This window comes from Amycolatopsis sp. (assembly GCF_025464955.1).
In the GTDB taxonomy this organism is placed as follows: Bacteria; Actinomycetota; Actinomycetes; order Mycobacteriales; family Pseudonocardiaceae; genus Amycolatopsis.
The window spans coordinates 30,600-54,920 of record NZ_JAODNM010000161.1; the positions used below are offsets into that span (position 1 = coordinate 30,600).

Below are 24,321 nucleotides of genomic sequence, written 5' to 3' on the forward strand. Positions count from 1 at the left end.
CTAGAACGGGCGGTCCCCGGCGATCGCGACACGCTCCGCAACCCTTGCGTACGGGTGGTAATCGTTGACGGCGTAGTGCTGGGTCGCCCGGTTGTCCCAGAACGCGACCGAGTTCTCCCGCCACTGGAAGCGGACCTGGAATTCGGGCACGTGGGCCTGGTTGACCAGCAGGCGCAGCAGACGATCGCTTTCGTCGCGCGGCAACCCGACGATGTGCGTGGTGAAGGCCTGGTTGACGAACAGCGTGCGGCGGCCGGTTTCCGGATGCGTGCGGACGACGGGGTGCTCAACCGGCGGGAACTCGTCCTGCCACCGCGCGAGCAGCTCCGGGTCGGCGAAGCGGTCGAAGCCGGGGATGAAGTCGTGCACCGCGCGCAGACCGAGGATCCGCCGCTGGACGTCGGCGGCGAGGTTGTCGTACGCGGCAGCCATGTCGGCCCACATCGTGTCGCCGCCGACGGGCGGGACCTCGATCAGCCGCAGCACCGAACCGAGCGCAGGGTTGGGCCGGAACGTGACGTCGGTGTGCCAGATGTTCTCGTAGCCCGGCATCGACGCGCCGCGTGAGAACCGGGTGACCTCGTCGGTGTCGCCCTTCGGGATGAAGGGGTTCGTTTCGAGGTCTCCCCACTCGGCGGCGAAGGCTCGCTGCTGTGCGGGCGTGATGCGCTGGTCGCGGAAAAACAGCACCTTCCACTCCAGCAGCGCGCGGTTGAGCTCGGCCTTGAGCGGCGTGCTCACCGGCTCGCCGAGGTCGACACCCTCGATCTCGGCGCCGATCACCCGGCCCAGCGGCCGCAGAGCGAACAGCTCGTAGGGACGTTCTTGAACGCCTTCCGGCAACCTGCGGAGGACTCGAGGGCCCTCCAGGATGCCGTCGGCGGGGACGAGGGCGGACCTCAGCTGTGGACGGGCGGGCAGTTCGACGGACATGGCGTTGCTCCTCGGAGATCGCGCTGGGCGTGCGGAAACGACCACGTCCGCAGTGGACGTGGTGCTGGGTTGGGATCCGCTACGCGGGCGGCGAGCCGAGGCGGCCGCGGCGAACGAGCAACGCGGCGACGCCTTCACCCATCGAACGCGGCGTGGCGCGGTTCGACCACGGGACGAGCTTCCTATCCCGAACGGTTGGCATGCCCCTGATGATCGGCCGCTAGCAGCCCGGCGTCAACCTTTCCATCATCTGGGAGCCGAACTCTGGTACTTCCGCCGTGCGTGAAGGCCACCTTCGCCACTTGGTATCGAAGGTGGCCTTGACGAAACGCGTTAGTTGCTGAGCAGCTGGTTGAAGAACGAGCGGTACCGGCGCAGCGCGATCCGGAGGTCCTCGGTGGGCGCTTCACCCTGACTCCACTGGGATTCCAGCTCGCTCTTGTGCTCGGCGAAGGTCGCGGCGAGTGACTGGATGACCGCGGCGACGAGTTCGTCGGCCTCGCGGACCGCGGACTTCGGATCGTCGACGAAGGCCGTCTGGATGTCCTGCCAGTCGGCGCGGAAGGTCGTCACTTCGTTCACTGTGAACAGTTCGGGCACGGCTTCCTCGTTCGGCGTCGGGGAGTCCTGATTGGACTCTTCTTCGACGTCGGGTTCGACCGCGAGCAGGTCCTGAGTGCTCACCGCTCGGCCAGTTCCTACGTTGTCCTGCTCCATGGTCACTTACCGCCATTCGCTACGTCGTGGTCTTCGGCAGGAGTCCCGTTTCGGTGCCCACCGCGCGCGTTCTCCTCGCCGTCGGTCAGGAGGTCCTCGAAAACCGTGCGGTAGTGGACCATCGCGTCCCGAAGTTCCTCTGTGGACGCTTGGGTCCGCTCGTGTCCTCGCATGGTTTCGTGTGCGGTGCGGTAATGCTCGAGCGTCCGCGAATGCTTGACGGACAGGTCCGCGAGCTGCTGGTCGTACCCGTCGGTGGGATAACCGCGCTCGGCCATCAACGCCTCCAGCACCCGGTCCGCCTCGGTGACGGCGCCGGCCGGCCGATCCACGAACTGCTCCTGGATCAAGGCCCACTGGTGTGAATAACGCTCCTGCGCCGACGGGGTCAGCGGACGGATGTCCAGCTCCGCATGACGCTTCTCCCGCGCGGCCAGTTCACGCTGCGCCGCGCGCGGGTTCTCGTGATCGGAAACGGTCCGCTCGTACTCCGGGCCGAAGTTCTCCCGCAGGCGCTTCCGCTTCATCTCCTGGCTCACCAGCCAGGCGACCGCGCCGATCACCACGACCACCGCGACGACAATGATGACAACCACCCACGTGGGCATTGTTTTCTCCTCTGGGTTTCGTCGAGCTACGCCCCCGACCTCAGTGGAATGCCCCGCAACTGCGGTAAAGAAACCCTTATACCGCAACAAAATTCACGCTTCGGCCAACTGGCTGAACGCCATTCGACCACCTGCCCGACAGCACCCCGGCCGCACCGCGAACGTCGAACTCACGTGTGGGAACGTCGAACTCACGTCGTCGAACGGCAAACTCGCGTGCGTGAGCGGGGGACTCGCGGGGGTGGAAAGCAAAGAGCGCCGGCTCCCGAAGGGGGAGCCGGCGCTGCTGGCGGTGGCGGTGGGATTTGAACCCACGGACGGGGGTTACCCGTCACACGATTTCGAGTCGTGCTCCTTCGGCCGCTCGGACACGCCACCGCCGAGAACACTACCGGACGGCTTCAGCGCGTCTACAGGGCCTGGCCGTTAGTTGTCGGAAAACTTGTCCTTGGCGTCCTGAACTGCGCCCATGGCCTTGTCCCGCACGTCGTGCCCTGCTTCCTTGACCTCACCCTTGGTCTGGTCCGCCTTGCCCGAGTTCTTGAGGTCCTCGTTGCCGGTGGCCTCGCCGACCTTCTCCTTCGCGGCGCCGACGGCCTGCTCGACCTTGTCCTTGGCCTTGTCGAAAATACTCATCGGGAAGCTCCTTACTCCTTCGCCTGCGGACTAACCGGTCTCCGATGGGGTACCCATCGGGCGCCGGACGAACCCGCCGATGCGGCGTAGGTCACTCGGACGGCTGACCTCGGCGGCGGGCGAAGAAGTCTTCCAGGAGGGCCGCGCACTCGTCGGCGAGTATCCCGCCGATGACCTCGGGCCGGTGGTTGAGCCGCCGGTCGCGGACGACGTCCCACAACGAACCGACGGCCCCGGTTTTCGGCTCCCACGCACCGAACACGACCCGTGCGACGCGGGCGAGTACCAGTGCGCCGGCGCACATCGTGCAGGGCTCGACCGTCACCGCGAGGGTGCAGCCGTCGAGGCGCCAGCCGTCCCCGTAGACGCGGGCGGCGGCCCTCAGCGCGAGTACCTCGGCGTGCGCTGTCGGGTCGCTGAGTTCGACCCGCGCGTTGCGGGCGCGCGCGAGCTCGGTTCCGTCCGGAGCGAAGACGACGGCGCCGATGGGCACGTCGGCACCGGCCGTCCCGGCGGCCTCGATGGCCGCCCGGACCGCGCCGGTGTCGCTGGGCAAACTCAGATCTCGTCCAGTAGCGCGCCGAACTCGTCGGCGAACCCGCAGCGCTGCGCGATCATCTGCAGCTGCTCGTCGGGGTAGAGGTCGACCTCGCCGACGATCACCTCGAGCTCGGCGCCCGGCAAGCCGAGGTCGGCCAGGATCTCGAGGTCGCCCTCCGGCCACACCGACTCGTCGTCGGACACCGGGGGCTCGACACGCAGCAGGTCGAGTACGTCCGCGGCGATGTCGTAGTCGAGCGCCGCCGCCGCGTCCGACAGCAGTAACGACGGCCCTCGGGGGCTCGGCCGGACGATCACGAAGAACTCGTCGTCCACCGCCAGCAGCCCGAACGAAGCACCTGTCGACCGCAACTTGCCGAGTTCCGAGATCGCGGCGTCGAGTTCGGACAGCGCCCCGGAACCCAGGTCACTGCACCGCCATCGGCCGTCTTCACGAACCACGGCCACCGCGAACCCCGTGATGGGCTCCTCCACCGCCATGCGCACACCGTATTCCCGTCGCCCGAACAGCGCACGGACGGTGCACGTGAAGGGACCCGAAAGGGGTTGGCGACGCGCCAGCGTCTCCGGTGAGGGTGGTGGTGGGCGACGGGCGGGTGACACTATCGAGGCATGAGTGGACCCACTGACCTGCCGACCCTGCCCGACGCGCGCTTCGCCGGACTGCTCGACGAGGCCAAGGCCCTGCAGGCCGAAACCGTCGCCCTGCGGCGCGAACTGCACCAGCATCCGGAGCAGGGGCTGGCGCTCCCGCGCACCCAGCAGGCGATTGTCGACGCGCTGGCCGAGCTGCCGCTGGAGATCACCCTCGGCAAGGCGACGACGTCGGTCACCGCGGTTCTGCGCGGCAGCCGCCCCGGCCCGGCGGTCCTGCTGCGCGGCGACATGGACGCGCTGCCGCTGCAGGAGGACACCGGATTGGAGTTCGCCTCCGACTCCGGCGGGACGATGCACGCCTGCGGGCACGACACCCACGTCGCGATGCTCGCGTCGGCGGCGAAGCTGCTGGCGGCCCACGCGGACGAGCTGTCCGGGTCCGTCGTCTTCATGTTCCAGCCCGGTGAAGAGGGCCACCACGGCGCGCGGCACATGATCCACGAAGGCGTGCTGGACGCCGCGGGTACGCGCGTCGAGCGGGCGTTCGGGTTGCACATCACCGCCAACGCCCCGGCCGGCGCGATCCGGTGCCGTCCCGGTTCGATCATGGCTTCGGCGGACAGCTTCTTCGTGCGGGTGACCGGTAAGGGCGGCCACGGCTCGGCGCCGCACCAGGCGATCGACCCGGTGCCTGCCGCCGCGGCGATGGTCGGCGCGCTGCAGACGATGATCACGCGCCGGGTGAGCGTGTTCGAGCCCGCGGTCGTTTCGGTCACCAAGATCACCGCGGGCACGACCACGAACATCATCCCGGAGACCGCCGAGCTCGAAGGCACCATCCGCGCCCTCTCCGAGCCCACGCGGGAGCTGGTCCGCGACGAACTGCTCAAGGTGTGCGAAGCGATCGGCGAGGCACACGGCTGCCGGGTGATGGCCGACGTCAAGCCCGGTTACCCGGTGACCGTCAACGACGACGCCGTCGCGGAGCACGTCCTGACCCTGGCGGCCGAGGTTCTCGGCGAGGCCTACGTCGACCCGATGCCCAATCCCGTGATGGGCGCCGAGGACTTTTCCTATGTGCTGCAACGGGTCGCCGGGGCGTTCGCGTTCCTCGGCGGCTGCCCGCCCGAGCTCGATCCCGAAGACGCGCCGCCGAACCACTCGAACCGCGTGCTCTTCGACGAGGACGCGATGGCCCACGGCGTGGCGCTGCACGCGGCGTTCGCACTCGACGCCCTGCGCGGCGATTGACGAAAATCCGACCGGCCCGTCTCGGGTGAGACCTTGCGCACCCTGGCAGGATCAGGGGGTGCGAGACGTATGCGTGATCGGGCTCGGATTAATCGGCGGGTCGCTGCTGCGCGCGGCTGCCTCGGCTGGCCGGACGGCGTGGGGCGCCACGACGTCCGAAGTGGACGCCGACGCCGCGAGCAGGACGGGCTTCGACGTCGTCACCGATGTCGACACCGCGTTGCGGCGGGCGGCCGACGCGGACGCGCTGGTGGTGCTGGCGGTGCCGCTGACCGCCGTGAACGAGGTGCTCACACGGGTTGCGGAGCACGCCCCGCACTGCCTGCTGACCGACGTCGCGAGCGTCAAAGGCACCATGCTGGCGGCCGTCCGGCGGCTCGTGCCGTGGAGCAGGTACGTCGGCGGTCACCCGATGTCGGGCACCGCGGAGTCCGGCTGGACGGCCGGCAGCCCTGAGCTGTTCCGCGGCGTGGCGTGGGTGGCCTGCGTCGAGGAGGACACGGACCTGACCGTCTGGGCCGACGTCGCGCAGCTGGCGCTGGACGTCGGCGCTCACGTCGTCCCGCTGTCGGCGATGGCCCACGACGAGACGGTCGCGCGTATCTCGCACCTGCCGCACCTGCTGGCGGCGGTGCTCGCCGCGGTGGGCGCGCAGGGCGGCCCGCTCGCGATGTCGCTCGCGGCGGGTTCGTACACCGACGGCACGCGTGTCGCCGGGACTCGCCCGGAGCTCGTGCGCGCGATGACCGAGGGCAATCGTGCGGCGTTGCTGCCGGTGCTGGACGACGCGCTCGGCAGGCTCGGCGCGACCCGCGGCTCGCTCGCGTCCACCGGCGGGCTGGCGGCCACCATCAACGCCGGGCACGAGGGTGCGCAAGCGCTTGCGTCCAGCCGTGAGGCACACCGCGCGGAGGTCCAGGTCAGCCTGACCGCGCCCGACGCGCGAAGCGGCCTGACGGCGTTGGGCGAGCGAGGCGGGCGCATCACCGCCCTCGCCGGCGACACCGCCACCGGCGAGGTCAACTAACCGCAACTCGACGGCGACTTGCGATCGTTGCGGATGGCAACCATCGCAACTCGACGGCGAGTTGCGGTTCAGGGGGCAGGGGGCGGGGTCGGCGGGGTGTCCGGGTTGGTGTTGGGGTCAGTGCCGGGCTTGTCGTCGAACTTGCCGAGGAAGCTCTTGGCCTTGGCCTTCGCGCCGTCGATCTGCTCGTCGTGGCCGGAGAGCTTGGACTTCGCGAAGTCGCCGGCCTTGTCGAGTCCCTGCTCGATCTTGTCGCCGTGCTCCTTGAGCGCTTCGGTGGCCTTGTTCTTTAGTTCATCAAAATTGATACCCATAGGTCCCATTGAACGGCATTTCGGTCATGCCTGCCTACGGCGTGGTTGGAACCAGCGGACCGGCTTCGGCGAGGGGTGATCGCTGAGGTCCGGGCCGTGCACCGCCTCGAACGCGGCGGTGACCTGGTCGGCCACCCCGGAAAGCTGGTCGGTCTCGGGCAGCGGGGTCTCCACCGGGAGCCGCTGCTCACGCACTGCCACTGCCAACTCTGCCAACGCGGTCGTGACGAGCTCGACGTCGGCTGGCGCGGGTGTCGGCGCCCCGAGTTCGACGGTGACGGCGACCTCGGTGACGGCGTCGGCGACGCGCTCCAGCCCGGCGATCACCGGCCACCACGCGATGGCCTGCCGTCCGTTCGCCGACGGCTCGACGACGACCTGCTGGAACGCCGTCCGCAGATCCGCCAGCGCACGGTAGGCCTTGCGGCGTGCCCTCGACCGCTCCAGCCGGACCTCCGCCGTGCTTGTCTCCGCCGGTGTCAACGCGCTCGTGACGTATCCGCCGACGACGTCCAGCCCGGCCGCGAGCCTGCCGCCGACCTGCGGGCGCCTGCTGCCCGGCCAGAGCAGGTAGCCGAAGATCAGCACGATCGCGCAGCCGATCACGGTGTCGACGAGCCTGGCGAGCACGACCGACCAGTTCCCGTTGCTGGCCAGGTCCATCTGCAGGATGATCAACGGCGTGACGAACCCGCTCTGGATGGCGTAGTTGCGAACCTTGCCAACGGCCAGCCCGCCGGCGAGCACCCCGATCAGCACCACGAGCACCCAGCCGTGCGTCCCGATGCCCAGCACCACCGCGCCGATGCCGACCCCGACGACCGTGCCGATCCCGCGCAGCACGGCGCGGCCGAACACTGAGCCGAAGTCCGGTTTGAGCACGATCCCGACGGTCAGGGTGATCCAGTAGCTCCGTTCCAGCGGCACCACCATGCCGAACAGCTCGGCGAGGACCACGCACAACGTCAGCCGGCCGGCCGCGAACCACGTCAACGGCCCGGAGGCCAGCGACGACACCCAGCCCTTCAACCGCCGGTAGAGCGGCTCGGGCCGGCGTCGTTCCCGGTCGTCACCCTTGCTGATCTTGGCCAGCCCGCGGTAAAGCGCGGCGATCACCGGCCGCCCGTCGACGTCGGAAGGCGGCTTCGGCGCGAGCGGCAGCGGATGGTGAGCCAGCACCGCCGTCGACGCGGCGACGAGGTAGTCGACGACCTCGGCGGGCGCGCGGACGCCGGAGTTCACCGTCGCGACGCCCGCTTCGACCGCCGGTGTCGTCGCGGACAGCAGGTTGAGCAGCTCCCGGTAGGCGTCGTCACGGCCCGAAAGCCACGACCTCGCGGTCAGAAGCCGGTCGTATGCGGTGCTCATCGCGGTGGTCAGCCGGTGCCGCGCGACCCTCGAAACCGGCTCGTCAGGCGCGGACAGCATGGCCGCCAACTCGACGTAGACATGGGCGACGGCGGTGCGCTCCGGACTGGTCGCGCGGACCGTCCAGGTCACCAGCGCGACGAGCACACTCCACACCCCGCCCACGACGAAACAGCCCAGCAGCAGCTCGATCCGCGGCGCGCCGACCGCGTGCTGGCCGGTCCCGAGCACACAGAAGACGAACATCTGCAGGCTGGCAACGGAAGCGTTGCTGCCGGCCGCGCTGATCAGCGCGGACACCGCCGCGACGAGCGACACGGCTACGAGCGAAACGAGCGGCTGGGCGCCGACCAGCAGGCCGATCAGGTACCCGATCGCCGCCGCCGCCGACGCCCCTCCCAGACGACGAGCGCGGTAGCGGTACGGGCCAGGCGACTCCGACAGCACAGCCGGGAGCGCGCCGGTCGAGATCAACGCGCCGACGGAGATGTCCCCGAGTGCGTAGGCGAGGGCGAGCGGCACGGCCAACGCGACGACCGCGCGGGCCACCATGTTCCACGGCACGGGCGCCTGCTTGCTGCGGAGGAGCTGGACCAGCCAGTGCGGGGCGGCCAGGTCGGGGCGCGTGGTGCTCACGCCTCCATCTTGACGGCCACCAGTGGCCGCGGCCAAACCGGACGCGAACGTTTGCCCTGGTCGCGGGCGCCACCGCCGCTCTGCGTGTGCGCAGGAACACCGACCGAGCCGAACACTGTCCGGTAGGGTTCGCGGCGAAGTTAATTATCCCCATGTCAACAAGGGCGGGGCGACATGCCGGCTAGGACGTTTTCGTTCGAGATCAACCGGGTCAGCAGCGCGTCCGCGGCGACGCTGTTCCGGCTCGAGACAGACGGCGGCCGGTGGTCGGACTGGGCGAAGCCGCTCATCGTCCAGTCGAGCTGGGAACGCCAAGGGGATCCAGCGCCGGGCGGGGTCGGGGCGATCCGCAAGTTGGGCATGTGGCCGGTGTTCGTCCGCGAGAAGACCCTCGAATACGAGCTGGATCGGCGGCACGTCTACACGCTCATCGGACCGCCGAACCCGGCCAAGGACTACACCGCCGAGCTGCTGCTCACCCCGAACGCGGCCGGTGGCACGGACCTTCGCTGGAGCGGTTCGTTCACCGAGGCGATGCCCGGGACGGGTCCGGCGACGCTCGCCGCGTTGCGCGGCGCGCTTCAGCTGATCTCGAAACTGCTCATCAAGGCCGCCGAGCGCGCATGATCATCAGTGGGATCGAACACAATCAGTAAGAGCTGACAACGCTTTCCCCCTTTAGCGCGTCCTCCTTTCGGGGTCGATGACCCCGGAGACCTTGCATCGCAAGGGAAAGGGGACTCGGGGTGACCAACAAAACACGGTCGGGGGCTCGATGGCGAGCGCTGGCCGCGATGGGCGTGGCAGCGTTGGCGTTGACGGCATGCTCGTCACCAGGATCGACGACTTCGCCGACACCGAGTCCGGACCAGCCCAACCCCGCGGCCGGCGCCCCAGCCGTGCCGGTCGCCTCGGGGCCGTACCCGTACGGCCAGATCCAGCAGAAGGCCGCGCCGATCGCGAACGGCGAGGTCCCGGTGGTCCGGCGGATCACCACCGACAAGCCGTACGTCTTCATCACCATGGACGACGGCGCGATCCCGCAACCGGAAGCGCCCCAGCTGATCAAGGACTCCGGCGGGCATCCCGTGCTGTTCCTGAACCAGAAGTACGTGCACGGGCACGAGGCCTACTTCAAGTCGATCCTGGACTCCACCGGCGCCGTGCTCGGCGACCACACGGTCGACCACCCGAACCTCAAGGGCAAGCCGTACGAGTTCCAGAAGAAGGAAATCTGCGACGACGCCGACGACCTGCAGAAGGGACTCGGCCAGCGCCCGACGCTGTTCCGCCCGCCCTTCGGCAACTACGACTCGAACACGCTGAAGGCGGCTGCCGCGTGCGGCATGCGCGCCTCGGTGCTGTGGTCGGCCGCGGTCAACGACGGCGTCGTCCAGTTCCAGGTCGGCAACAAGCTGCGGCCCGGTGACATCGTGCTGATGCATTTCCGCAAGACGTTCGTCGAGGACTACAACGCCTTCCTCGCGGAAGCCAAGAAAGACGGCCTCACCCCCGTCCCCCTCGCCGACTTCCTGGGGTAAGACTAACCCGCACCGAGGCAGAGGAAGGGGCGCCGCAGGGGGTCGACGGCGATGGCCTCGGCGAGGGCGACGGCGGTGGGCGTGCCGGCCGCCAGTAGCCCGTGCAGGTCCGCCATCGCGGCCGCGGCGGCCATGTCGCCGACCCGCGCGACGGCGCCGATGACCGTCCGTGACCCGCTCGCCAGCAACGTCCCGGCGAAGCCGAGTGCCTCTTCACCGGGCCGGATATGGCTCATCGCCAGCTCGCACGAAGCCAGCACGACCTGCTCCGGCGGCTCGGTCAGCCGCGCGGTTTCGTGGGCGTACAACGGGCCGTCGACCAGTTCCAGCCGGGAGAACAACGCGTTCGCCGGTTCGTGCGCGCCGTGCGCGACCAGGTGCGCGGTGCCGGCGCCGTCGAGGGCGGCGAGCACGGCGGCGCTAGTTGCGCGGGTGCCGTCGATCAGGATCGCGTGCGGGTACACCGACCGCAGCTTCCGGACCTCACCGATGGCGCCCGGCACCCCGGGCCCGCCCGCGAGCAGCACGGTCTCGTTGTGTGGCCGGACCGACGCCGACACCCACGCCGTCGCCGAAGGCGCGATCGAGAGCGGCTTGCCGCGCAGTCCCGGCAACACGCCCCACGGCAGCGCGTACAGCGGACCGATCGGCACGATGACCAGCTCGCGATCGCCGATGAGCTCCAGCAGCGGCTCGACGATCAGCTTGTTCAGCGTGTCGGCACGCCGGTGCGCGGATCCGGTGACGGCCTCCACGAGCGGCGCGGGCAACTGGTCCGGCGCCAGTGCGTCGAGGTCGGCGTGGAGTTGCTTCGCCGCCTCCACGATCTCGGCGAGCGGACCCAGTTTGACCCGCCGGAACTTCCCGTCCCGCACCACGACCGCCGCCAGTGCGACGCCGTCGGTGACCAGGCTGACCAACACCCTCTCGCCCAGCTCGGCGGCGACCTCGGCCGGCGCGCAGACCGGCCGCGGGCGCCCCCATCGGCTGGTGTACCAACCAAGACGGCTCACTTCGCCCTGCAGCCAGGTGTACCGCAGCTCCAACGCGCCGACGGGCTTCCCGGCGAGGCGGCTCTGCTGGATCGATCGCTGGACGTGCCGCATCTCGGTGATGTGCTTGGCCAGCACCGGATCTTCGATGATCGGCAGCGGCTCGTAGCGGTAGACCTGTGCCCGGGTGCGTTCCAGCCAGGCGAACAGCCGTCGCGCGCCGGCCTGCGTGTGCGCGCCGTCGAACACCAGCCCCAGCGCGAGCAGGCCGAGCGCCTGCCCGTGCACCGCCGTGCCGCACACCAGGTCCAGGCCGCCCATCCGGTCGCGGACGTGCCCGAGCTCGGTGAACCCGGCTCTGGCCTGCGCCAGCGCCACGCGACGACGTCCGGTGGCGAGCGCGACCTCAGCCCGGCACAACCGCAGCAGCATCCGGTGGTCGATCGGCATCGTCGGCCGGGGCTTCGGCACCAGCGCGAGCAGTCGTTCGGCCTCCTCGACCTCGCCTCGCCGCAGCCGGACACGCACCGCAAGCAGGCACGCTGCAGCGGCCTCATCCCGGAGTCCGAGCGCGCCCAGCCGCTCGGCCAGTTCGGTGAGCTGGACCGGTAGCCGCGCGGGCGGCCGACGTTTCGGCTCGTCGAGCGCGCCCATCGCGTCGGCACGCAGCGCGGTGAGCGCGGCGATCTCCGCGAAGCGGGTATTGCCTCGCCGGATGAACCGGAGCCGACCGGCGATGGCGAACTTCCTGGCCAGGCGGTAGTCGCCTTCGAGGATCGCGGCGGCCGCCCGGACGACCTCCGCCTCGGCGATGTCCTGCCCGGAGCCGTTCGAGCGGAGTACGGGCAACGCCTCGTCCATGTGGCGGCCGGCCTCTTCGCCCAGGCCTGCCGAAAGCAACGCTCTGGCCTGGTTCATCCGGACTAGCGGCAGCGAGGTGGGACTCACCTCGGCGAACAACCGCGCGGACTCCTCGAAGTGGTTGAGCGCAGCCGGAACGTCGCCGACAAGCTGGGCCTGTTCACCGAGGTTGAGCCTCAGTTTCGCTTCGAGCCGCCGGTGGCCGTGTTCGACGGCCAGCCGCAGTCCCCACTTCAGATCGGCCAGCGCGGCTTCGGGGTTGTTCATCAGGATGTGGACGTAACTGCGGTTGAGCACGTTCTTGGTCAGTACGAACTTGTCGTCGCTGACCTCCGCGTCCAGCATCGGCAGCAGGACGTCGAACAGCGCGATCGAGTCGGCTAGGTGCCCCCACCTGGCCAACACGAGCGCGCGTTGAAGCCCCGAGAGCAGCTGCAGGGACCGCCGGACCTCGCCTTCGGGAAGCAGTTGCCAGGTTTCCGCGGCGGTGTCGAGATGGGCGAGCGCGACCGACGACGTCGCGACCTCCGCTTCGGCCGAGCAGAGCGTGATCAGCGTCCGCGCGCGGATCTCGAGCCATTCGGGATCGTCGAACCCGCGGGTGCCGAGCCGGCGCAGCGCCAGCTTGAACAACCGCACGGCGGCCACCGGGCGATTGTCCGCCGACGCCGCCATGGCGCGCGAGTAGAGGTCGGTAGCGGCCTTGACGGCGCTACTGACTGACGATCGCGGCTCGGGCACTGACCTATGGGAGCACACGACGCACCCGGTCGGTAGCAGCCGTCCGGGGCTTACAGCACAACTGTGGGCGTGACCACGGTGCGACGGCACGCGGCATCGCCGATGTGGACGACGATCTGCGTGGTTCCGCACGGCACTTCGTCGAGCACGAACCGGCCACCGACGTCCGCGGTGGTCGAGGTCGACCCGTGCTCGGCGACGCGGACTTCGACCCCGTATTCACCAGCAGGTACCAACCAGCCGTCGATCCGGTGGGTTTTCCCGATCTTGGTCAGGTTGATCATCACGGTGAGGTCGCTGACGGTGAACGTGATCGTGCCCTGGTCGCTGCCGCGCACCCCGGCCAGCGCGTCGACCCGCTCCCAGCGCGCGACCTCGACGTCGAGGTCCTCGAGCGCGATCGCGAACTGGACCCGCTCCACCAGCCCGCCCGGCGGGGGATCCACCTGCTCGAGAAGGAGGCCGAACTCGGCAAGCAGCATCTGGTCGTCGGGAGACAACTGTCCCGGCGCCCCTCCGATGTCCTTCATCGGATTCCCCCTTCGTTGTCCAGCAGCTCGCGCATCGTGGTGAGACAGCGGCCCCTGGTCGGTCCGACGCTGCCGCGCGGCATGCGCAACGTGTCGGCGACCAGTTGGTATTCGGCCCGGCCGGCGAGCACGGTCAGCCTCAGCAGCTCCTGGCAGCGCTGCGGAAGCTGGGTGAAAGCCGCCCAGAGCCGCCGATCGCGGTCCGCGCGGAGGGCTTCTTCCTCCGGCGCCGGATGCGTGCTCGGCATGCTCTCGGCCACCTCGTCCGACAGCGGGACGGGCTGGACCTTGCGACCGTGCGGCCGCTGCGCTTCACGGCGCGCGGTCGTGATCAACCATGCCGCGAGCGCCCGCGCGTCGAGGATCGAGTCGAGGCTGCTGAACAACGCGAGCCACACGGTCTGGACGACGTCCTCGGCGGTGTGGCGATCAAGGCCATGGCCGCGGGCGACATGCCACACCAGTGGCGTCAGCTCCTCGACCAGGCGGTTCATCGCCTGCCGGTTCCCGTCGCGCGCAGCCTGCAGGCACGCCGCATGGAGTTCGGGTCCGCTCAGCCCCTCCCAGGGAGGGTCCATCTCGGCGGTTTCGACTTCGGTCACCGTTTCTGCCCCGCTTCGCCTGTCCAAAAAATCAGTGCTGCCAGTATCCGATGCAAGTGTCGCGGGCCCTTCGCAGGAGAGGAGGGCACGGGTGGAGCCGAGATACATAATGTCACTCACTTCGTTCACCTGCGCAAACAGGAGTTGCCGGCCGGTCTTCGAGATCACTCTCGAAGACCGGCCGGCCATTTCCCACCCGTTAGAGCAGCCCCGTCCCCCGCGGCTGCACTCCCCCTGGGTGTTCCGATCCCCTAGCCCCTCGTCTCGGGGATCGGAAGGTGATGGCCGGCGGCCCCCTCGGCTGTCGGCCATCACCAGTTCGATGGAACTTCGGTGGTTCAGTTGACCAGCGGTTCCGGCGGTACCAGCGGTTCCGGCGGCGGGGTGTTGGCTTCCCAGCCGTTGTTCGGGCGCAGGCTGTGTTTGGGCTTCGGCTTCGACTTCGTCTTCGGCTCGGCAGGCGGCAGGGTCGAAGTGGTCCCGGCGGTGGCCAGTGGCTCGACCGTGGACTCTTCTTCGGCGATGTCGTTCGTCGTCATCGTGTCCTCCTCTGTTGCTCCATAAGACGCAATGAGGATCCCGCCAGATACACAAAGAAGCTATTTTTCCCCGGAATCGAGGAGACCGCGCTCACATGAGCGCGGTCCCTCACACGTCCAGCGGTCAACCGGTCACAGACGGTTGTTTCGAGGGCTATTTCAAGCGGGCTTCACGTTCGGTGTGCCAGCGCTCGTACAACGCGGGAATCTCCCTGAGCAGGTACGACAGGAAGTCCTGCATCTCGGTGAGCCGTTTCCCGGCGCGAGTGTCCGCACCGAGCGCGACGATGCCGTCCGCCGCCGCGTCCCGCCAGACGATGAGGTTGCGGTCGCGCTTGAGGAACGTCGAGTACCAGAGATCGTCGTACAGGCGGTAGTGGTCACGCCGTTCGCCGGGCTCGCGCTCCTTCAGCAGCAGCCCGACCTGTTCGAGGTACCGGACCGCGCCGGAGATGGCGGCCGGACTCACCGACAGCTGCTCGGCCAGCTCGGCCGCGGTCAGCCTGCCCTCGTCGGTGACCATGACCGCGGCGAACACCCTCGCCGCCATTCGCTGCATACCGAGTTGGGACAGCACCAGGCCCAGATTCTCGACATAGCGCCGCACGGCATCCTCGTCGCGGTTCTCCGACGTCGTCATGAAGGTCATCTTCTCCGATCCGGCAGACGAGACCCACTCGATCCACACTTTTACGTATCTTCACAACTTTGTGAAATAAGTGTACCTTCATGGCCATGGAAAACGCCATCGCCATCTCCGGCCTCCACAAGTCCTTCGGCCGGACACACGCCTTGGACGGCCTGGATCTCCAGGTCGCCACCGGTGAGGTGCACGGCTTCCTCGGCCCGAACGGCGCGGGGAAGTCGACCACGGTCCGGGTACTGCTCGGCCTGCTGCACGCGGATTCGGGGACCGTGCGGCTCCTCGGCGGCGACCCGTGGAAGGACGCGGCGAGTTTGCACCGGCGGCTCGCCTACGTCCCCGGGGACGTCAGCCTCTGGCCCAACCTGTCCGGCGGCGAGGTGATCGACCTGCTGGGGAGGCTTCGGGGCGGGCTCGACCAGCGCCGCCGCGCCGAACTCATCGAGCGGTTCGATCTCGACCCGAAGAAGAAGGGCCGCACCTACTCCAAGGGCAACCGGCAGAAGGTCGCGATCATCGCGGCCCTGTCGTCCCGAGTGGACCTGCTGATCCTCGACGAGCCGACCTCGGGCCTCGACCCGCTGATGGAAGCCACTTTCCAGTACGTGATCGGAGAGGACCGCGAGCAGGGCCGCACAGTGCTGCTGTCCAGTCACCTCCTCGCCGAGGTGGAAGCCTTGTGCGACAAGGTGAGCATCATTCGCAACGGGCGCAACATGGAGACCGGAACGCTCGCCGAGCTCCGGCACCTGACGCGGACGTCGATCACCGCCGAACTCAACGGCCCGCCCAACGGACTCACGAAGCTGGCCGACGTCCACGACCTCAAGGTCGACGGCAACAAGGTGCGCTTCGACGTCGAGACGCACTCCCTCGACAAGGCGTTGGTGCAGTTGACGCAGGTCGGCGTTCGCAGCCTGGTCAGCCAGCCGCCGACCCTCGAAGAGCTGTTCCTGCGCCACTACACCGACGAAGCGAGCGCGCGATGACGTCGACGCTCGACCGGCCCGCACCCGCTGTCACGGCCGGGCCGTCCCATTCGTTCGCCGGCACCTGGCAGTTGTTCCGCCTGGCCCTGCGCCGCGACCGGATCACCTTGCCGATCAGCGTGTACGTCATCGGCCTGATCCCGGCAGCGACCGTCAGCACCTACAACTCGATCTACGCGACGGCGGCCTCTCGTGCGTCGCTCACCGCGGGACTCGGGGCGAGCCCGTCGGTGAGGCTGATCTACGGCCCGGCGTTCGACCTGTCCACCGCCGGGGGCTACACGGCGTGGAAGTACGGCACATTCCTACCGGTGCTGCTGGCGCTGGCCTGCATCTTCGCCGTCGTCCGGCACACCAGGGCCGAAGAGGACAGCGGACGCCTGGAGCTGCTGGCGTCCGCTGTCGTCGGGCGCTTCGCCCCGCTGACCGCGGCCGTGTCGGTCGCCGGCGCGGCCGCGCTAGCCAGCGGCCTGATCGCCGCTGTCGGGCTGGTCGTCACCGGGCTGCCCGTGACAGGCTCGGTCGCGTTCGGCCTCGGTCTCGCACTGGTCGGCTGGGTGTTCACCGGAGTGGCGGCCGCCGCCGCACAGCTCGTCACCTACGCCCGCACCGCGAACGGGATCAGCTCGGCGATCCTCGGCGTCGTCTTTCTGCTTCGCGCCGCCGGCGACTCGTCCAAAGACGTCAGCTGGCTCTCGTGGCTGTCGCCGATCGGCTGGAACACACAACTCCGCGCCTACGCGGGCGAACGCTGGTGGATCCTGGGGCTGCTCCTCACCGCGAGCGCCGCCATGGCAGGCGTGGCGTACTTCCTCCTGCCTCGCCGCGACCTGGGCATGGGCTTGTGGGCAGCGAGGCCCGGTCCTACCAGCGCTTCGGCGCGGCTGAAGTCGCCGTTCGCCCTCGCTTGGCGGCTGCAACGCGGAGCGCTCATCGGTTGGCTGATCGGCTTCGCGGTGATGGGCGGCGTTCTGGGGTCGCTCGTCAACGGCATCGACGGCGTGATCGGTGACTCCGAGCAGGCACGGCAGATCTTCGAACGGATGGGTGGTTCGACCGCCGTCGTCCAGGCCTACATCGCGTCGCTCGGCGCGATCTTCGGTGTCGTGATCGCGCTGTACGCCGTGCAGGCGACGTTGCGGATGCGCTCGGAAGAGACCGGGATGCGGGTCGAGCCGCTGCTCGCGACGTCGGTCGGCAGGCTGCGCTGGGCGGCCGGGCACCTGGTGTTCGCGCTGCTCGGGAGCGTGCTGGTGCTGGTCGTCGCGGGTGCTTCGGCGGGCCTGTTCAGCGGCCTGCAGATGCACGACGTCAGCGGGCAGGTGACGTCGATGCTCAAGGCGATGCTGGCCCAGGTGCCCGCGGTGTGGGTGGTCGCCGGTGCCGCGATGCTGCTCTACGGCGTCCGGCCGCGCTGGTCCGCGGGGGCCTGGGGCGTGGTGTCGGTGTTCCTGCTGATCACGCTGATCGGCCCGGCCGCGAACCTCGGCCAGGCGGTCATGGACATCTCGCCGTTCACCCACATCCCGAAACTGCCGAGCGCGCCCTTCACTGCCACTCCGCTGGTGTGGCTGCTGATCGTCGCCGCCGCTGCCTTCGGTGTCGGACTGGCTTCCTTCCGCCGCCGCGACATCGGGTAGCCCGTCTCCCTCACGGCCAGATGGGCGGTCGTGAGGGAGCGATGATGCGCGAAGGCTGCTCAGTCGCCACGGGCAGCGAGGTCGGCGGTTGCGGCGGCGCGGTGACGGTGACCGTGCTGGTCACCGTGGGTGCCGGCACCGGCGGCACGACGTGGGTGACCGTCAACGGCGTCGGCTGGCTCGTCACGGTTTCGACCACCGGCACGGCCGCCTGCGAACTGGGCGCGGGCTCGGTGACGTTCGTCGAAAGGGTCGGCCGCATATCCGTGCGGCCGGCCACGATGATCCCGGCGACCAGCAGCCCGAGCGCGAACCCGGCAAGCACACCGATCGCCAGCGGACCTGGCTCAGCTCTCTGTCCGAACACGCCGATACCTCCTCGGCACGGCCCGAAGGTCACAGCTGACTAAATAACGGAGAGTTACCTCAACTCTCGACCAAACTCGTTCTGACGCCGGAAACGTCTACTAGTGAACTCGTGTTGATCTTAGTTTCTGTTACGCAGTGTGCAAGGCGCCGCGCCTCGCCCGTCAGGGTCAGATCTCCGGGTCAGGCCAGGGTTGTTCCCGATACCGGGCGACCGGGCGGCGCGGCAGACTCAGTGTCGTGGTTCACGGGGGTGACCACGACGGGGAGACAGTCGAGAAAGTTGAGTGTGGGGGGCTCAACTTTCTCGACAGTCCCGGTATCCAGTGTCATCGTGAAGAGATGCCTGGGGAGATCCACACCACGCGGAAGGGCGGACTGCTCCGCGATCCGGTCGCCGCCGCATTCGGCGTCCTCACCGTCTGGTGGTTGCTCGCGGCGGTGCTGCTGGCCGGGGTGTTCAGCGTCTTCTTCGACGTCGCCCATCCGACGTACCTGCCTCGCCTGGTCAGTCCGTCGCCGCGGTGGCCGGGCCGAGTGCCGCGGGGTTCCTGATCCAGGCGTTCGGCGGTCCGGCCGCGATCCTGGCCGACGCGCTGAGCTTCCTGTGGTCGGCGCTGTGGCTGCGTCGCATCCGGGCGCCGGAACCGCGACCGGAACCCCTTGCGCAGAAGGATCTTCGCAGCGAAATCGCGGAAGGGCTGGGGCTGGTCATGACCCACCCGATCCGGCGCTGGGGTTCTACGTCGGCATGGTCGGCCCGTGGATCTGGCTGCTGTGCTCACCGGTGCGCCGCCTGCACGACCTACCGGAAGCTACGCCGAGTGACTTGCGTGACGCGGAGTCCGTCGAGGACGACGTCGACGAGATGATGGTGCCCGGGCGGCGCGTGCCGTTCCACCGCGAGGCAACCGATCACGAGCGCCCTCAGATCGGCTGGGTCGAGGTCGGCACGGACCGCGCCCGCGCGCTGGGCCCTGGCGAGCAACTCGGCCAGCCCGTCACGGAAGTCGTCATCCGCCTCGGCCTTGAACCCTGAGCCGGTGGTCTCCGTGAGCGCGTCACAGAGCGCCTTGTCCAGCGACACCTGCACGATCACGCGCTTGAAGTAGTCGAAGAAGGCCTCGCCGGGATCGCTCGCCTCCAGTAGCGTCCGCGCCTCCGCGGAGAACACCGCCAGCCGATCGAGCACCACGGCCTGGAACAGCGCTTCCTTACTGGGGAAATGCCGGTACACCGTGCCCGCACCCACCCCGGCGCGGCGCGCTATTTCGTCTAGCGGCACGGCCAACCCGTCGACGGCGAACGCCGCTTCGGCGGCAGCCAGGACACGCTCCCGGTTGCGCCTGGCATCCGCGCGCAGCGCTGGCTTCTCGACCGTCACCCCAGCTCCAACACCGCCGCCCCCGCCGGTGTTCCCACCCCCCTGCGGGGCACTTTTGTACTTTTGTGCGGTCTCTTAGTTTCTAAGAGACCGCAAGTCGACGGCGAGTTGCGAACGGATACGGCTCGTTCGCCCAGACGATCGCCGTCGCGGAACGCTGGAACGCGCCACAGTGGACAGCACAGGCGCGCACCGCCCTGGCCACGCGACAAGCAGAACGCTGACCACTTCCCGCGGTTCAGGTCCGGCGCAAGTTGCTGAGCGTGGTGTCGCGGCGCCGACGGACCAGCCCGCGCAGGGTGCCGACGTTCTGGTATCCGACGGCGGCCGCGACCGAGCCGGCGGTCCGGTTCGTCGTGCGCAGCAGGTAGGTGGCCTGGTCGATGCGGACCTCCTGAATGAAGTCCAGCGGCGACATGCCCAGCACGGCCGCGGTGGAGCGCTGCAACGTGCGCTCGCTGACCCCGAGCTTCCGAGCGATCTCCGCGACCTGCAACGGTTCGGCGAGGTGGTCCCGGATCCACCGCTCGAACTCGGCTGTCAGCGGGTCGGTGCCGGCCAGCAGCGACGGCACGGCGAAGGCGGCCTGCGAAGGACGGTCGCCGGTCACCAGGTACCGGCCGACCAGCTCGGCGAGCTCGGGACTGTGCTGGCGTACCAACGAGATCGCCAGGTCGATGTGGGCGAACGCGGCCCCGGCCGTGGTGACCTGCCCGTCGGTGACGAGGGTGCGGCTGTCGTCCAGGGCGATCGCCGGATACCGACTGCGGAACGCCGATCCGAGCCACCAGCTTGTCGTCGCCACCCGCCCGTCGAGAACACCGGACTCCGCGAGGAAGAACGTGCCGGTGCACGCCGCGGCGAGCATCGCCCCGGCATCACGAAGGTCGCGGATCCGCTCCACCAGGGGATGCTCGCGCACGGTCTTGATGACGAGCGAAGGTGCCTGCACCGCCAACGCGGGCATCACGAACACGTCGGGCACCCCGCCGAGGTCGGACAGCGGCACGGTCTGCACGGCGAGGCCGTGCCCCGTGCGAGCCGTGCTGCCCAGTCCGGTGACGACCACCTCGAACGGCGACGGGCTGCCCGCGGCGTCGTCCCGGAGCGAGTTCGCCGTCGCCAGCACGTCGAGGACCACGCTCAGGCCCGAGTCGAACAGTCCGTCCAGCGCTGCCACCGCGATCCGCATGTCGGGAATAGTATCAAAAACGGCGCATCCGCCACTGCCGGACGTGCCCAACCCGTCGATAGCCTGGTGACGAACCGAAGAAGGGAAACGACGATATGACCGTCAGCTGTGGACTACTCGCCCTCCTGGAGGCCAAGCCCGGCAAGGGCGATGACCTGGCCGCGTTCCTCGAGGCCGGCCGGGCACTGGCCGTCGCCGAGTCGAAGACCGTCACCTGGTACGCGTTCAAGGTGAGCGACACGACCTACGGCATCTTCGACACGTTCGACGCCGAGGAGGGCAGGCAGGCGCACCTCAACGGCCAGGTCCCGATCGAACTGGGCAAGGTCGCCGCCGACCTGCTGGCGAAGGACCCGGACATCCGGCCGATCGACGTCATCGCGGTCAAGTAACCTTGGCGTCTCCCATCGCACGGCCCGACTCCATACGTCCTTGCAGTCGCTTCCAGCCGGTCTCCAGTGCCTCTCGCCGACGCTGAACGGGCCAGGTTGACATGCACGAGCCTGCTCAGCGCGTTCGATGTCGGTGACGATGACGAATTGGACCTGCCGTCCAGGATCGCGGAAATCCAGCAACGCAGAATCGCCGGTGACCCCGAACTGCTCAAGCTGATCCAGGGCAGTCACTGAACCGCGGTTGTGACGGGTCGGTATCGCACGTTGACAACGGCTGTCGGATCGCCTGCGCCGACCAGGTGCAGGCGGATCGGCACTTTGCCGGGGTTGTCGTACAGCCGGATGCCCTCGCCCAGCAGTACCGGCGCGAGGTGCAGGTCGATCTCGTCGATCATGCCCAGTTCGAGCAACTGACGGCCGATGTCGGGCGAGAAGACCTCGAGGTTCTTGCCGCCGGCCGCGGCCAGCCCGATGCGCACCGCCTCCGCCGGACCGCAGTTCAGGAAGGTGACTCCGTCGGCGGGTTCCGCGTCCTCGGGATGATGGGTGAGCACGAAGATCGGGCCCTGCCAAGCGCCGCCGTACGGCCGGCTGTCGTTCACGACGTCCCAGCCGTCTCGACCACCCAGCACGGCGCCCGTGGTCTCGATGTATTCGGTGTGCAGGCCCGGACGGACCGACATCCCGGTCATCCAGCCCATCTCGTGCTTCGGCCCCGCCACGAAGCCGTCCAGCGACATCAGGAAGTGCCAGAGCACCTTCCCCCCTGCGGTCTGCGGTTCGGTGTCGTTCATTCGACGCCTCCTGGAATCTGGTTGCGTTTTGCAACCGGAAGACTCACCCTAGGGCAACTGGTGGTAGATTGCAACCAGCTGGGAAAGGAGGTGCGAGTTGGCGGAGGCGCGGTCGGGGTGTCCGATCAACGCCGCGGTCGAGGCGTTCGGTGACAGCTGGAGCCTGCTCGTGCTGCGGGACGTGATGTTCGGGAATCGGCGCTACTTCAGGGAGTTGCTCACCACCTCCGAGGAGGGGATCGCCTCCAACATCCTGGCCGATCGGCTGAAACGGCTGGTGGGCTCGGGCTTGCTGACCCGCGAAGACGCCGGACCGGGTCGGCGCGCGGCCTACAGCCTGACCGAGTCGTCGATTCAGCTGGTGCCCATCTTCGCTCAACTCGGCGACTGGGGCCTGCGCCACCGCCCGACGACGAAACAGCTCCGTGTACGCGCGGAACTGCTCGCCGCCGGCGGCCCCGAACTATGGGCCGAGTTCATGGCCGACCTGCGGGCCATCCACCTCGGCGAACCAGCACCGGAACGGAATGGCCCCAACGTCATGGAACGCCTAGCCGAGGCCTACGCCGCCGCACTCTGATGTCCTATGTGGACTTCAGGTGTTGAACGAGGCCGCGCCTGTCGCCACGTCAGCTCACCGAACTCGGGAAGCGAGCGACAAGATGGACGAGCTTGCGGCGGAGGACGACGCCAGCGCCGTGTGGGGGGCCAACCTCACCTTTCACCGATGCCTGAACGCCCTGTCTGGAAACCCGCTTCTGGAAGACGCCAGCGAGCGGATCTGGGACCGGTTCGCGATCGCCGCGGCCGAGCACGTGGATCAGGCCGCGACGATGTGCGCCAGAGAGGGCACCGGCCCGAAGGCCGACAACCGCGCAGGATAGCCGCGCCAGTTCACGGGTTCGCGGTCTGCGAGGCAGGCGGGACGAACAGCCGGTGCGCGGTGCTGGTGGTGAACGCCCAGACCCCGGGTACCAAGAGGACCGCGGCGATCGCGAAGACCGGGAAGATCAGCCTGTTCTCGACCTTCTTGCCGGTCCGGAAGCGCAGCGCGCGCGGCGGCCGGATCTCGTACCAGGTCTCGCCGGCGATCGGGATGGGGAACAGAAACGGGCAGCCCGCCACCGTCAAGGAGTCCCCGAGGCAGTGCGCGAAGCACCCCGCGGCCACGGCTATCCCGAGCCAGCCCGAGACTTCGGACAGCTCACGGGCGTGGTCGGGGCCGGCGGTGTAGATCCACCACGCGACCCCGCCGGCGGCAACGGGTAACAGCCAGTCGCCGAGGGCGGCCGCGCCGAGCAGCAGGCCGAAGATCACCACTCCGGCGACGGCCCACGGACCGCCCGCGCGGGTGCCGGCGGCCGTCGCGGCGCCAAGTCCGAGCGCGAACAGGACGGTATGCGACATGTGCCGGTGCTGGCCGGTGACCTTCTCGTCGCGCGGGCCCTTGGTCAGGGCGTACAACGCGGCCGACGTCCGGCGCAGGATCCAGGAGATCAGCCCGGTCAGCGGCCCGAGCAGCCTTGACGCGCTCGCACCGGGATGGTCGAGGTCCGGGAGCAGCGCGAACCCGGCGGTGGTGGCGCCGAAAACGACTGCCTGGTGCACGGTGCCCGCGCCGAGGACCGGCGCCAAGGCCAGACCCGCGCACCAGCCGGTGAGCGCATGCGTCCGCCCCATCATGGTGCTGTTTCCCCAGTTCCCCAGTTAGCTCGGACGGTGTGTCAGAGGTGAGCTATTCCGGGGGCGGCGACATGGTGAGGTGCTCGGTGACGCCGGTCAGTTCGATGACCCGGCTCACCATGGGGCTGGCGACGATGGCCAGCTCGACCTGCTGCTCCGCGGCGCGGTTCTGCGCCTGGAGCAGCACGTTCAGCGCGGACGAATCAAAAAACGTGACGCCCGTCAGGTCGACGAGCAACCTTGTCCGGGTGCTGTCGTCGAGCAACCGGGTCAGTGCGTCGGTCAGCTGCGGACTGGTCAACAGATCGAGCTCGCCGACGACGAGCACTCGCGGCTGGGGCTCACCGGCCGCCACCTTGATGCTGAATCCGGGCGTTGGAGCGTTCGGCTCGACGGAGGTCATCCACATACTCCTCAGGGTCGAAAAGGACCCTAGCCCAATGCCCCGGGGACCTGTCGATCAGCCGGTCGGCGTCACTTTGCGTGCCATTCGTCGCTGCTGGAGGAAGAGCTCACGGCGCTCGATCTCACCAAGGCCGCCCCAGATCCCGTACGGCTCCTCGACGGTGAGCGCGTGTTGCCGGCACCTCTCGAGCACCGGACAGGACTGGCAGATCCGCTTCGCACGCGACTCACGCCGTTCGCGGGCCGATCCGCGCTCGTTGTCGGTGTGGAAGAAGAGGCTGCTGTCCGCCCCTCGGCAGGCTCCTTTGAGCTGCCATTCCCACTCCTCCGAGACCACGGTCGGCAACCGGCTCACGTCAGCCATGTCGTCCTCCGC

Annotated in this window: 32 protein-coding genes and 1 tRNA gene; 11 read left to right on the plus strand and 22 right to left on the minus strand. The window is 68.9% G+C overall.

Annotated features, from left to right (window positions below; all coding sequences use genetic code 11):
* From JWQ81_RS41030 to JWQ81_RS41065, 8 genes are all read right to left on the minus strand, one after another.
* Positions 1–933 carry a TauD/TfdA family dioxygenase gene (locus JWQ81_RS41030; protein ID WP_297550555.1) on the minus strand — a complete coding sequence of 311 codons (933 nt, stop codon included), beginning with the start codon at positions 931–933 and terminating at the stop codon, positions 1–3.
* Positions 934–1,012: 79 nt separating this feature from the next.
* Positions 1,013–1,135: a hypothetical protein gene (locus JWQ81_RS41035; protein WP_297550557.1), complete on the minus strand. Its 123-nt coding sequence runs from the start codon at positions 1,133–1,135 to the stop codon at positions 1,013–1,015.
* Positions 1,136–1,266: 131 nt separating this feature from the next.
* The gene (locus JWQ81_RS41040) at positions 1,267–1,617 is read right to left on the minus strand and encodes a hypothetical protein (RefSeq protein ID WP_297550559.1); all 351 of its coding nucleotides are present in this window, start codon (positions 1,615–1,617) and stop codon (positions 1,267–1,269) included.
* Positions 1,618–1,652: 35 nt separating this feature from the next.
* Positions 1,653–2,258: a hypothetical protein gene (locus JWQ81_RS41045; RefSeq protein ID WP_297550561.1), complete on the minus strand. Its 606-nt coding sequence runs from the start codon at positions 2,256–2,258 to the stop codon at positions 1,653–1,655.
* 287 nt (positions 2,259–2,545) lie between these two features.
* A tRNA-Ser gene (locus JWQ81_RS41050) sits at positions 2,546–2,636 on the minus strand.
* 48 nt (positions 2,637–2,684) lie between these two features.
* Positions 2,685–2,894, minus strand: a complete 210-nt coding sequence (locus JWQ81_RS41055; protein ID WP_297550563.1) for a CsbD family protein — start codon at positions 2,892–2,894, stop codon at positions 2,685–2,687.
* A gap of 91 nt (positions 2,895–2,985) precedes the next feature.
* A complete protein-coding gene (locus JWQ81_RS41060; protein ID WP_297550651.1) occupies positions 2,986–3,456 on the minus strand; it encodes a nucleoside deaminase in 471 nt (156 codons plus the stop codon).
* The gene (locus JWQ81_RS41065) at positions 3,453–3,935 is read right to left on the minus strand and encodes a tRNA adenosine deaminase-associated protein (RefSeq protein WP_297550565.1); all 483 of its coding nucleotides are present in this window, start codon (positions 3,933–3,935) and stop codon (positions 3,453–3,455) included. The genes JWQ81_RS41060 and JWQ81_RS41065 overlap by 4 nt, the downstream gene beginning before the upstream one ends.
* A gap of 132 nt (positions 3,936–4,067) precedes the next feature.
* Between JWQ81_RS41065 and JWQ81_RS41070 the strand changes: the two genes are divergently transcribed.
* Both JWQ81_RS41070 and JWQ81_RS41075 read left to right on the plus strand, forming a co-directional pair.
* The gene (locus JWQ81_RS41070) at positions 4,068–5,303 is read left to right on the plus strand and encodes a M20 family metallopeptidase (RefSeq protein ID WP_297550567.1); all 1,236 of its coding nucleotides are present in this window, start codon (positions 4,068–4,070) and stop codon (positions 5,301–5,303) included.
* A gap of 58 nt (positions 5,304–5,361) precedes the next feature.
* Positions 5,362–6,330 carry a prephenate dehydrogenase gene (locus tag JWQ81_RS41075; RefSeq protein ID WP_297550569.1) on the plus strand — a complete coding sequence of 323 codons (969 nt, stop codon included), beginning with the start codon at positions 5,362–5,364 and terminating at the stop codon, positions 6,328–6,330.
* A gap of 68 nt (positions 6,331–6,398) precedes the next feature.
* Here the strand turns inward: JWQ81_RS41075 and JWQ81_RS41080 are convergent, their stop codons facing one another.
* On the minus strand, positions 6,399–6,644 hold the full coding sequence (locus JWQ81_RS41080) for an antitoxin (protein ID WP_297550571.1): 246 nt from the start codon (positions 6,642–6,644) through the stop codon (positions 6,399–6,401).
* A 24-nt stretch (positions 6,645–6,668) separates the two neighbouring features.
* Positions 6,669–8,648, minus strand: coding sequence for an FUSC family protein (locus JWQ81_RS41085; RefSeq protein ID WP_297550573.1), 1,980 nt, complete (start codon positions 8,646–8,648; stop codon positions 6,669–6,671).
* A gap of 174 nt (positions 8,649–8,822) precedes the next feature.
* On the opposite strand from JWQ81_RS41085, the gene JWQ81_RS41090 reads away from it, so the two are divergent.
* Together JWQ81_RS41090 and JWQ81_RS41095 are read left to right on the plus strand one after the other, a co-directional pair.
* A complete protein-coding gene (locus JWQ81_RS41090; protein ID WP_297550575.1) occupies positions 8,823–9,275 on the plus strand; it encodes an SRPBCC family protein in 453 nt (150 codons plus the stop codon).
* 119 nt (positions 9,276–9,394) lie between these two features.
* Positions 9,395–10,189: a polysaccharide deacetylase family protein gene (locus JWQ81_RS41095; RefSeq protein ID WP_297550577.1), complete on the plus strand. Its 795-nt coding sequence runs from the start codon at positions 9,395–9,397 to the stop codon at positions 10,187–10,189.
* 2 nt (positions 10,190–10,191) lie between these two features.
* Here the strand turns inward: JWQ81_RS41095 and JWQ81_RS41100 are convergent, their stop codons facing one another.
* The 5 genes from JWQ81_RS41100 to JWQ81_RS41120 all read right to left on the minus strand — a co-directional run bounded on the left by JWQ81_RS41100 (position 10,192) and on the right by JWQ81_RS41120 (position 15,094).
* A complete protein-coding gene (locus JWQ81_RS41100; protein ID WP_297550652.1) occupies positions 10,192–12,717 on the minus strand; it encodes a CHAT domain-containing protein in 2,526 nt (841 codons plus the stop codon).
* A 116-nt stretch (positions 12,718–12,833) separates the two neighbouring features.
* Positions 12,834–13,313 (minus strand): carboxypeptidase regulatory-like domain-containing protein, encoded by a 480-nt coding sequence (locus JWQ81_RS41105; RefSeq protein WP_297550579.1) that lies wholly within the window; start codon positions 13,311–13,313, stop codon positions 12,834–12,836.
* Positions 13,310–13,915 (minus strand): sigma-70 family RNA polymerase sigma factor, encoded by a 606-nt coding sequence (locus JWQ81_RS41110; protein ID WP_297550581.1) that lies wholly within the window; start codon positions 13,913–13,915, stop codon positions 13,310–13,312. The genes JWQ81_RS41105 and JWQ81_RS41110 overlap by 4 nt, the downstream gene beginning before the upstream one ends.
* A 338-nt stretch (positions 13,916–14,253) precedes the next feature.
* A complete protein-coding gene (locus JWQ81_RS41115; RefSeq protein WP_297550582.1) occupies positions 14,254–14,454 on the minus strand; it encodes a hypothetical protein in 201 nt (66 codons plus the stop codon).
* Positions 14,455–14,608: 154 nt separating this feature from the next.
* Entirely contained in the window at positions 14,609–15,094 is a 486-nt protein-coding gene (locus JWQ81_RS41120; protein WP_297550585.1) for a MarR family transcriptional regulator, read from the minus strand.
* 95 nt (positions 15,095–15,189) lie between these two features.
* Between JWQ81_RS41120 and JWQ81_RS41125 the strand changes: the two genes are divergently transcribed.
* Both JWQ81_RS41125 and JWQ81_RS41130 read left to right on the plus strand, forming a co-directional pair.
* Positions 15,190–16,086: an ABC transporter ATP-binding protein gene (locus JWQ81_RS41125; protein ID WP_297550587.1), complete on the plus strand. Its 897-nt coding sequence runs from the start codon at positions 15,190–15,192 to the stop codon at positions 16,084–16,086.
* Positions 16,083–17,726 carry an ABC transporter permease gene (locus JWQ81_RS41130; RefSeq protein ID WP_297550589.1) on the plus strand — a complete coding sequence of 548 codons (1,644 nt, stop codon included), beginning with the start codon at positions 16,083–16,085 and terminating at the stop codon, positions 17,724–17,726. The genes JWQ81_RS41125 and JWQ81_RS41130 overlap by 4 nt, the downstream gene beginning before the upstream one ends.
* Before the next feature lie 10 nt (positions 17,727–17,736).
* Here JWQ81_RS41130 and JWQ81_RS41135 read toward each other — a convergent pair whose 3' ends face one another.
* The gene (locus tag JWQ81_RS41135) at positions 17,737–18,093 is read right to left on the minus strand and encodes a hypothetical protein (protein WP_297550591.1); all 357 of its coding nucleotides are present in this window, start codon (positions 18,091–18,093) and stop codon (positions 17,737–17,739) included.
* Between the two features lie 341 nt (positions 18,094–18,434).
* Between JWQ81_RS41135 and JWQ81_RS41140 the strand changes: the two genes are divergently transcribed.
* On the plus strand, positions 18,435–18,647 hold the full coding sequence (locus JWQ81_RS41140; RefSeq protein ID WP_297550593.1) for a hypothetical protein: 213 nt from the start codon (positions 18,435–18,437) through the stop codon (positions 18,645–18,647).
* Between the two features lie 250 nt (positions 18,648–18,897).
* Here JWQ81_RS41140 and JWQ81_RS41145 read toward each other — a convergent pair whose 3' ends face one another.
* Together JWQ81_RS41145 and JWQ81_RS41150 are read right to left on the minus strand one after the other, a co-directional pair.
* On the minus strand, positions 18,898–19,476 hold the full coding sequence (locus JWQ81_RS41145; RefSeq protein ID WP_297550595.1) for a TetR/AcrR family transcriptional regulator: 579 nt from the start codon (positions 19,474–19,476) through the stop codon (positions 18,898–18,900).
* A gap of 238 nt (positions 19,477–19,714) precedes the next feature.
* Positions 19,715–20,668, minus strand: a complete 954-nt coding sequence (locus JWQ81_RS41150) for a helix-turn-helix domain-containing protein (RefSeq protein ID WP_297550596.1) — start codon at positions 20,666–20,668, stop codon at positions 19,715–19,717.
* A gap of 95 nt (positions 20,669–20,763) precedes the next feature.
* On the opposite strand from JWQ81_RS41150, the gene JWQ81_RS41155 reads away from it, so the two are divergent.
* On the plus strand, positions 20,764–21,060 hold the full coding sequence (locus JWQ81_RS41155; protein WP_297550598.1) for an antibiotic biosynthesis monooxygenase: 297 nt from the start codon (positions 20,764–20,766) through the stop codon (positions 21,058–21,060).
* 66 nt (positions 21,061–21,126) lie between these two features.
* Complete coding sequence (locus JWQ81_RS41160; RefSeq protein WP_297550600.1) at positions 21,127–21,297, plus strand: hypothetical protein; 171 nt, start codon at positions 21,127–21,129, stop codon at positions 21,295–21,297.
* On the opposite strand, the gene JWQ81_RS41165 is transcribed toward JWQ81_RS41160, so the two are convergent.
* A complete protein-coding gene (locus JWQ81_RS41165; RefSeq protein WP_297550602.1) occupies positions 21,291–21,857 on the minus strand; it encodes a dihydrofolate reductase family protein in 567 nt (188 codons plus the stop codon). The genes JWQ81_RS41160 and JWQ81_RS41165 overlap by 7 nt on opposite strands.
* 97 nt (positions 21,858–21,954) lie before the next feature.
* Between JWQ81_RS41165 and JWQ81_RS41170 the strand changes: the two genes are divergently transcribed.
* Positions 21,955–22,437, plus strand: a complete 483-nt coding sequence (locus JWQ81_RS41170) for a helix-turn-helix domain-containing protein (RefSeq protein WP_297550604.1) — start codon at positions 21,955–21,957, stop codon at positions 22,435–22,437.
* Between the two features lie 19 nt (positions 22,438–22,456).
* Positions 22,457–22,741, plus strand: coding sequence for an FCD domain-containing protein (locus tag JWQ81_RS41175; RefSeq protein WP_297550606.1), 285 nt, complete (start codon positions 22,457–22,459; stop codon positions 22,739–22,741).
* Positions 22,742–22,751: 10 nt separating this feature from the next.
* Here the strand turns inward: JWQ81_RS41175 and JWQ81_RS41180 are convergent, their stop codons facing one another.
* Genes JWQ81_RS41180 through JWQ81_RS41190 form a run of 3 tightly spaced genes read right to left on the minus strand, consistent with a single transcriptional unit; the run spans position 22,752 to position 24,309 of the window.
* On the minus strand, positions 22,752–23,537 hold the full coding sequence (locus tag JWQ81_RS41180; RefSeq protein ID WP_297550655.1) for a metal-dependent hydrolase: 786 nt from the start codon (positions 23,535–23,537) through the stop codon (positions 22,752–22,754).
* Positions 23,538–23,592: 55 nt separating this feature from the next.
* The gene (locus JWQ81_RS41185; protein ID WP_297550608.1) at positions 23,593–23,943 is read right to left on the minus strand and encodes an STAS domain-containing protein; all 351 of its coding nucleotides are present in this window, start codon (positions 23,941–23,943) and stop codon (positions 23,593–23,595) included.
* Between the two features lie 57 nt (positions 23,944–24,000).
* Complete coding sequence (locus JWQ81_RS41190) at positions 24,001–24,309, minus strand: WhiB family transcriptional regulator (RefSeq protein WP_297550610.1); 309 nt, start codon at positions 24,307–24,309, stop codon at positions 24,001–24,003.
* Between the last annotated feature and the right edge of the window lie 12 nt (positions 24,310–24,321).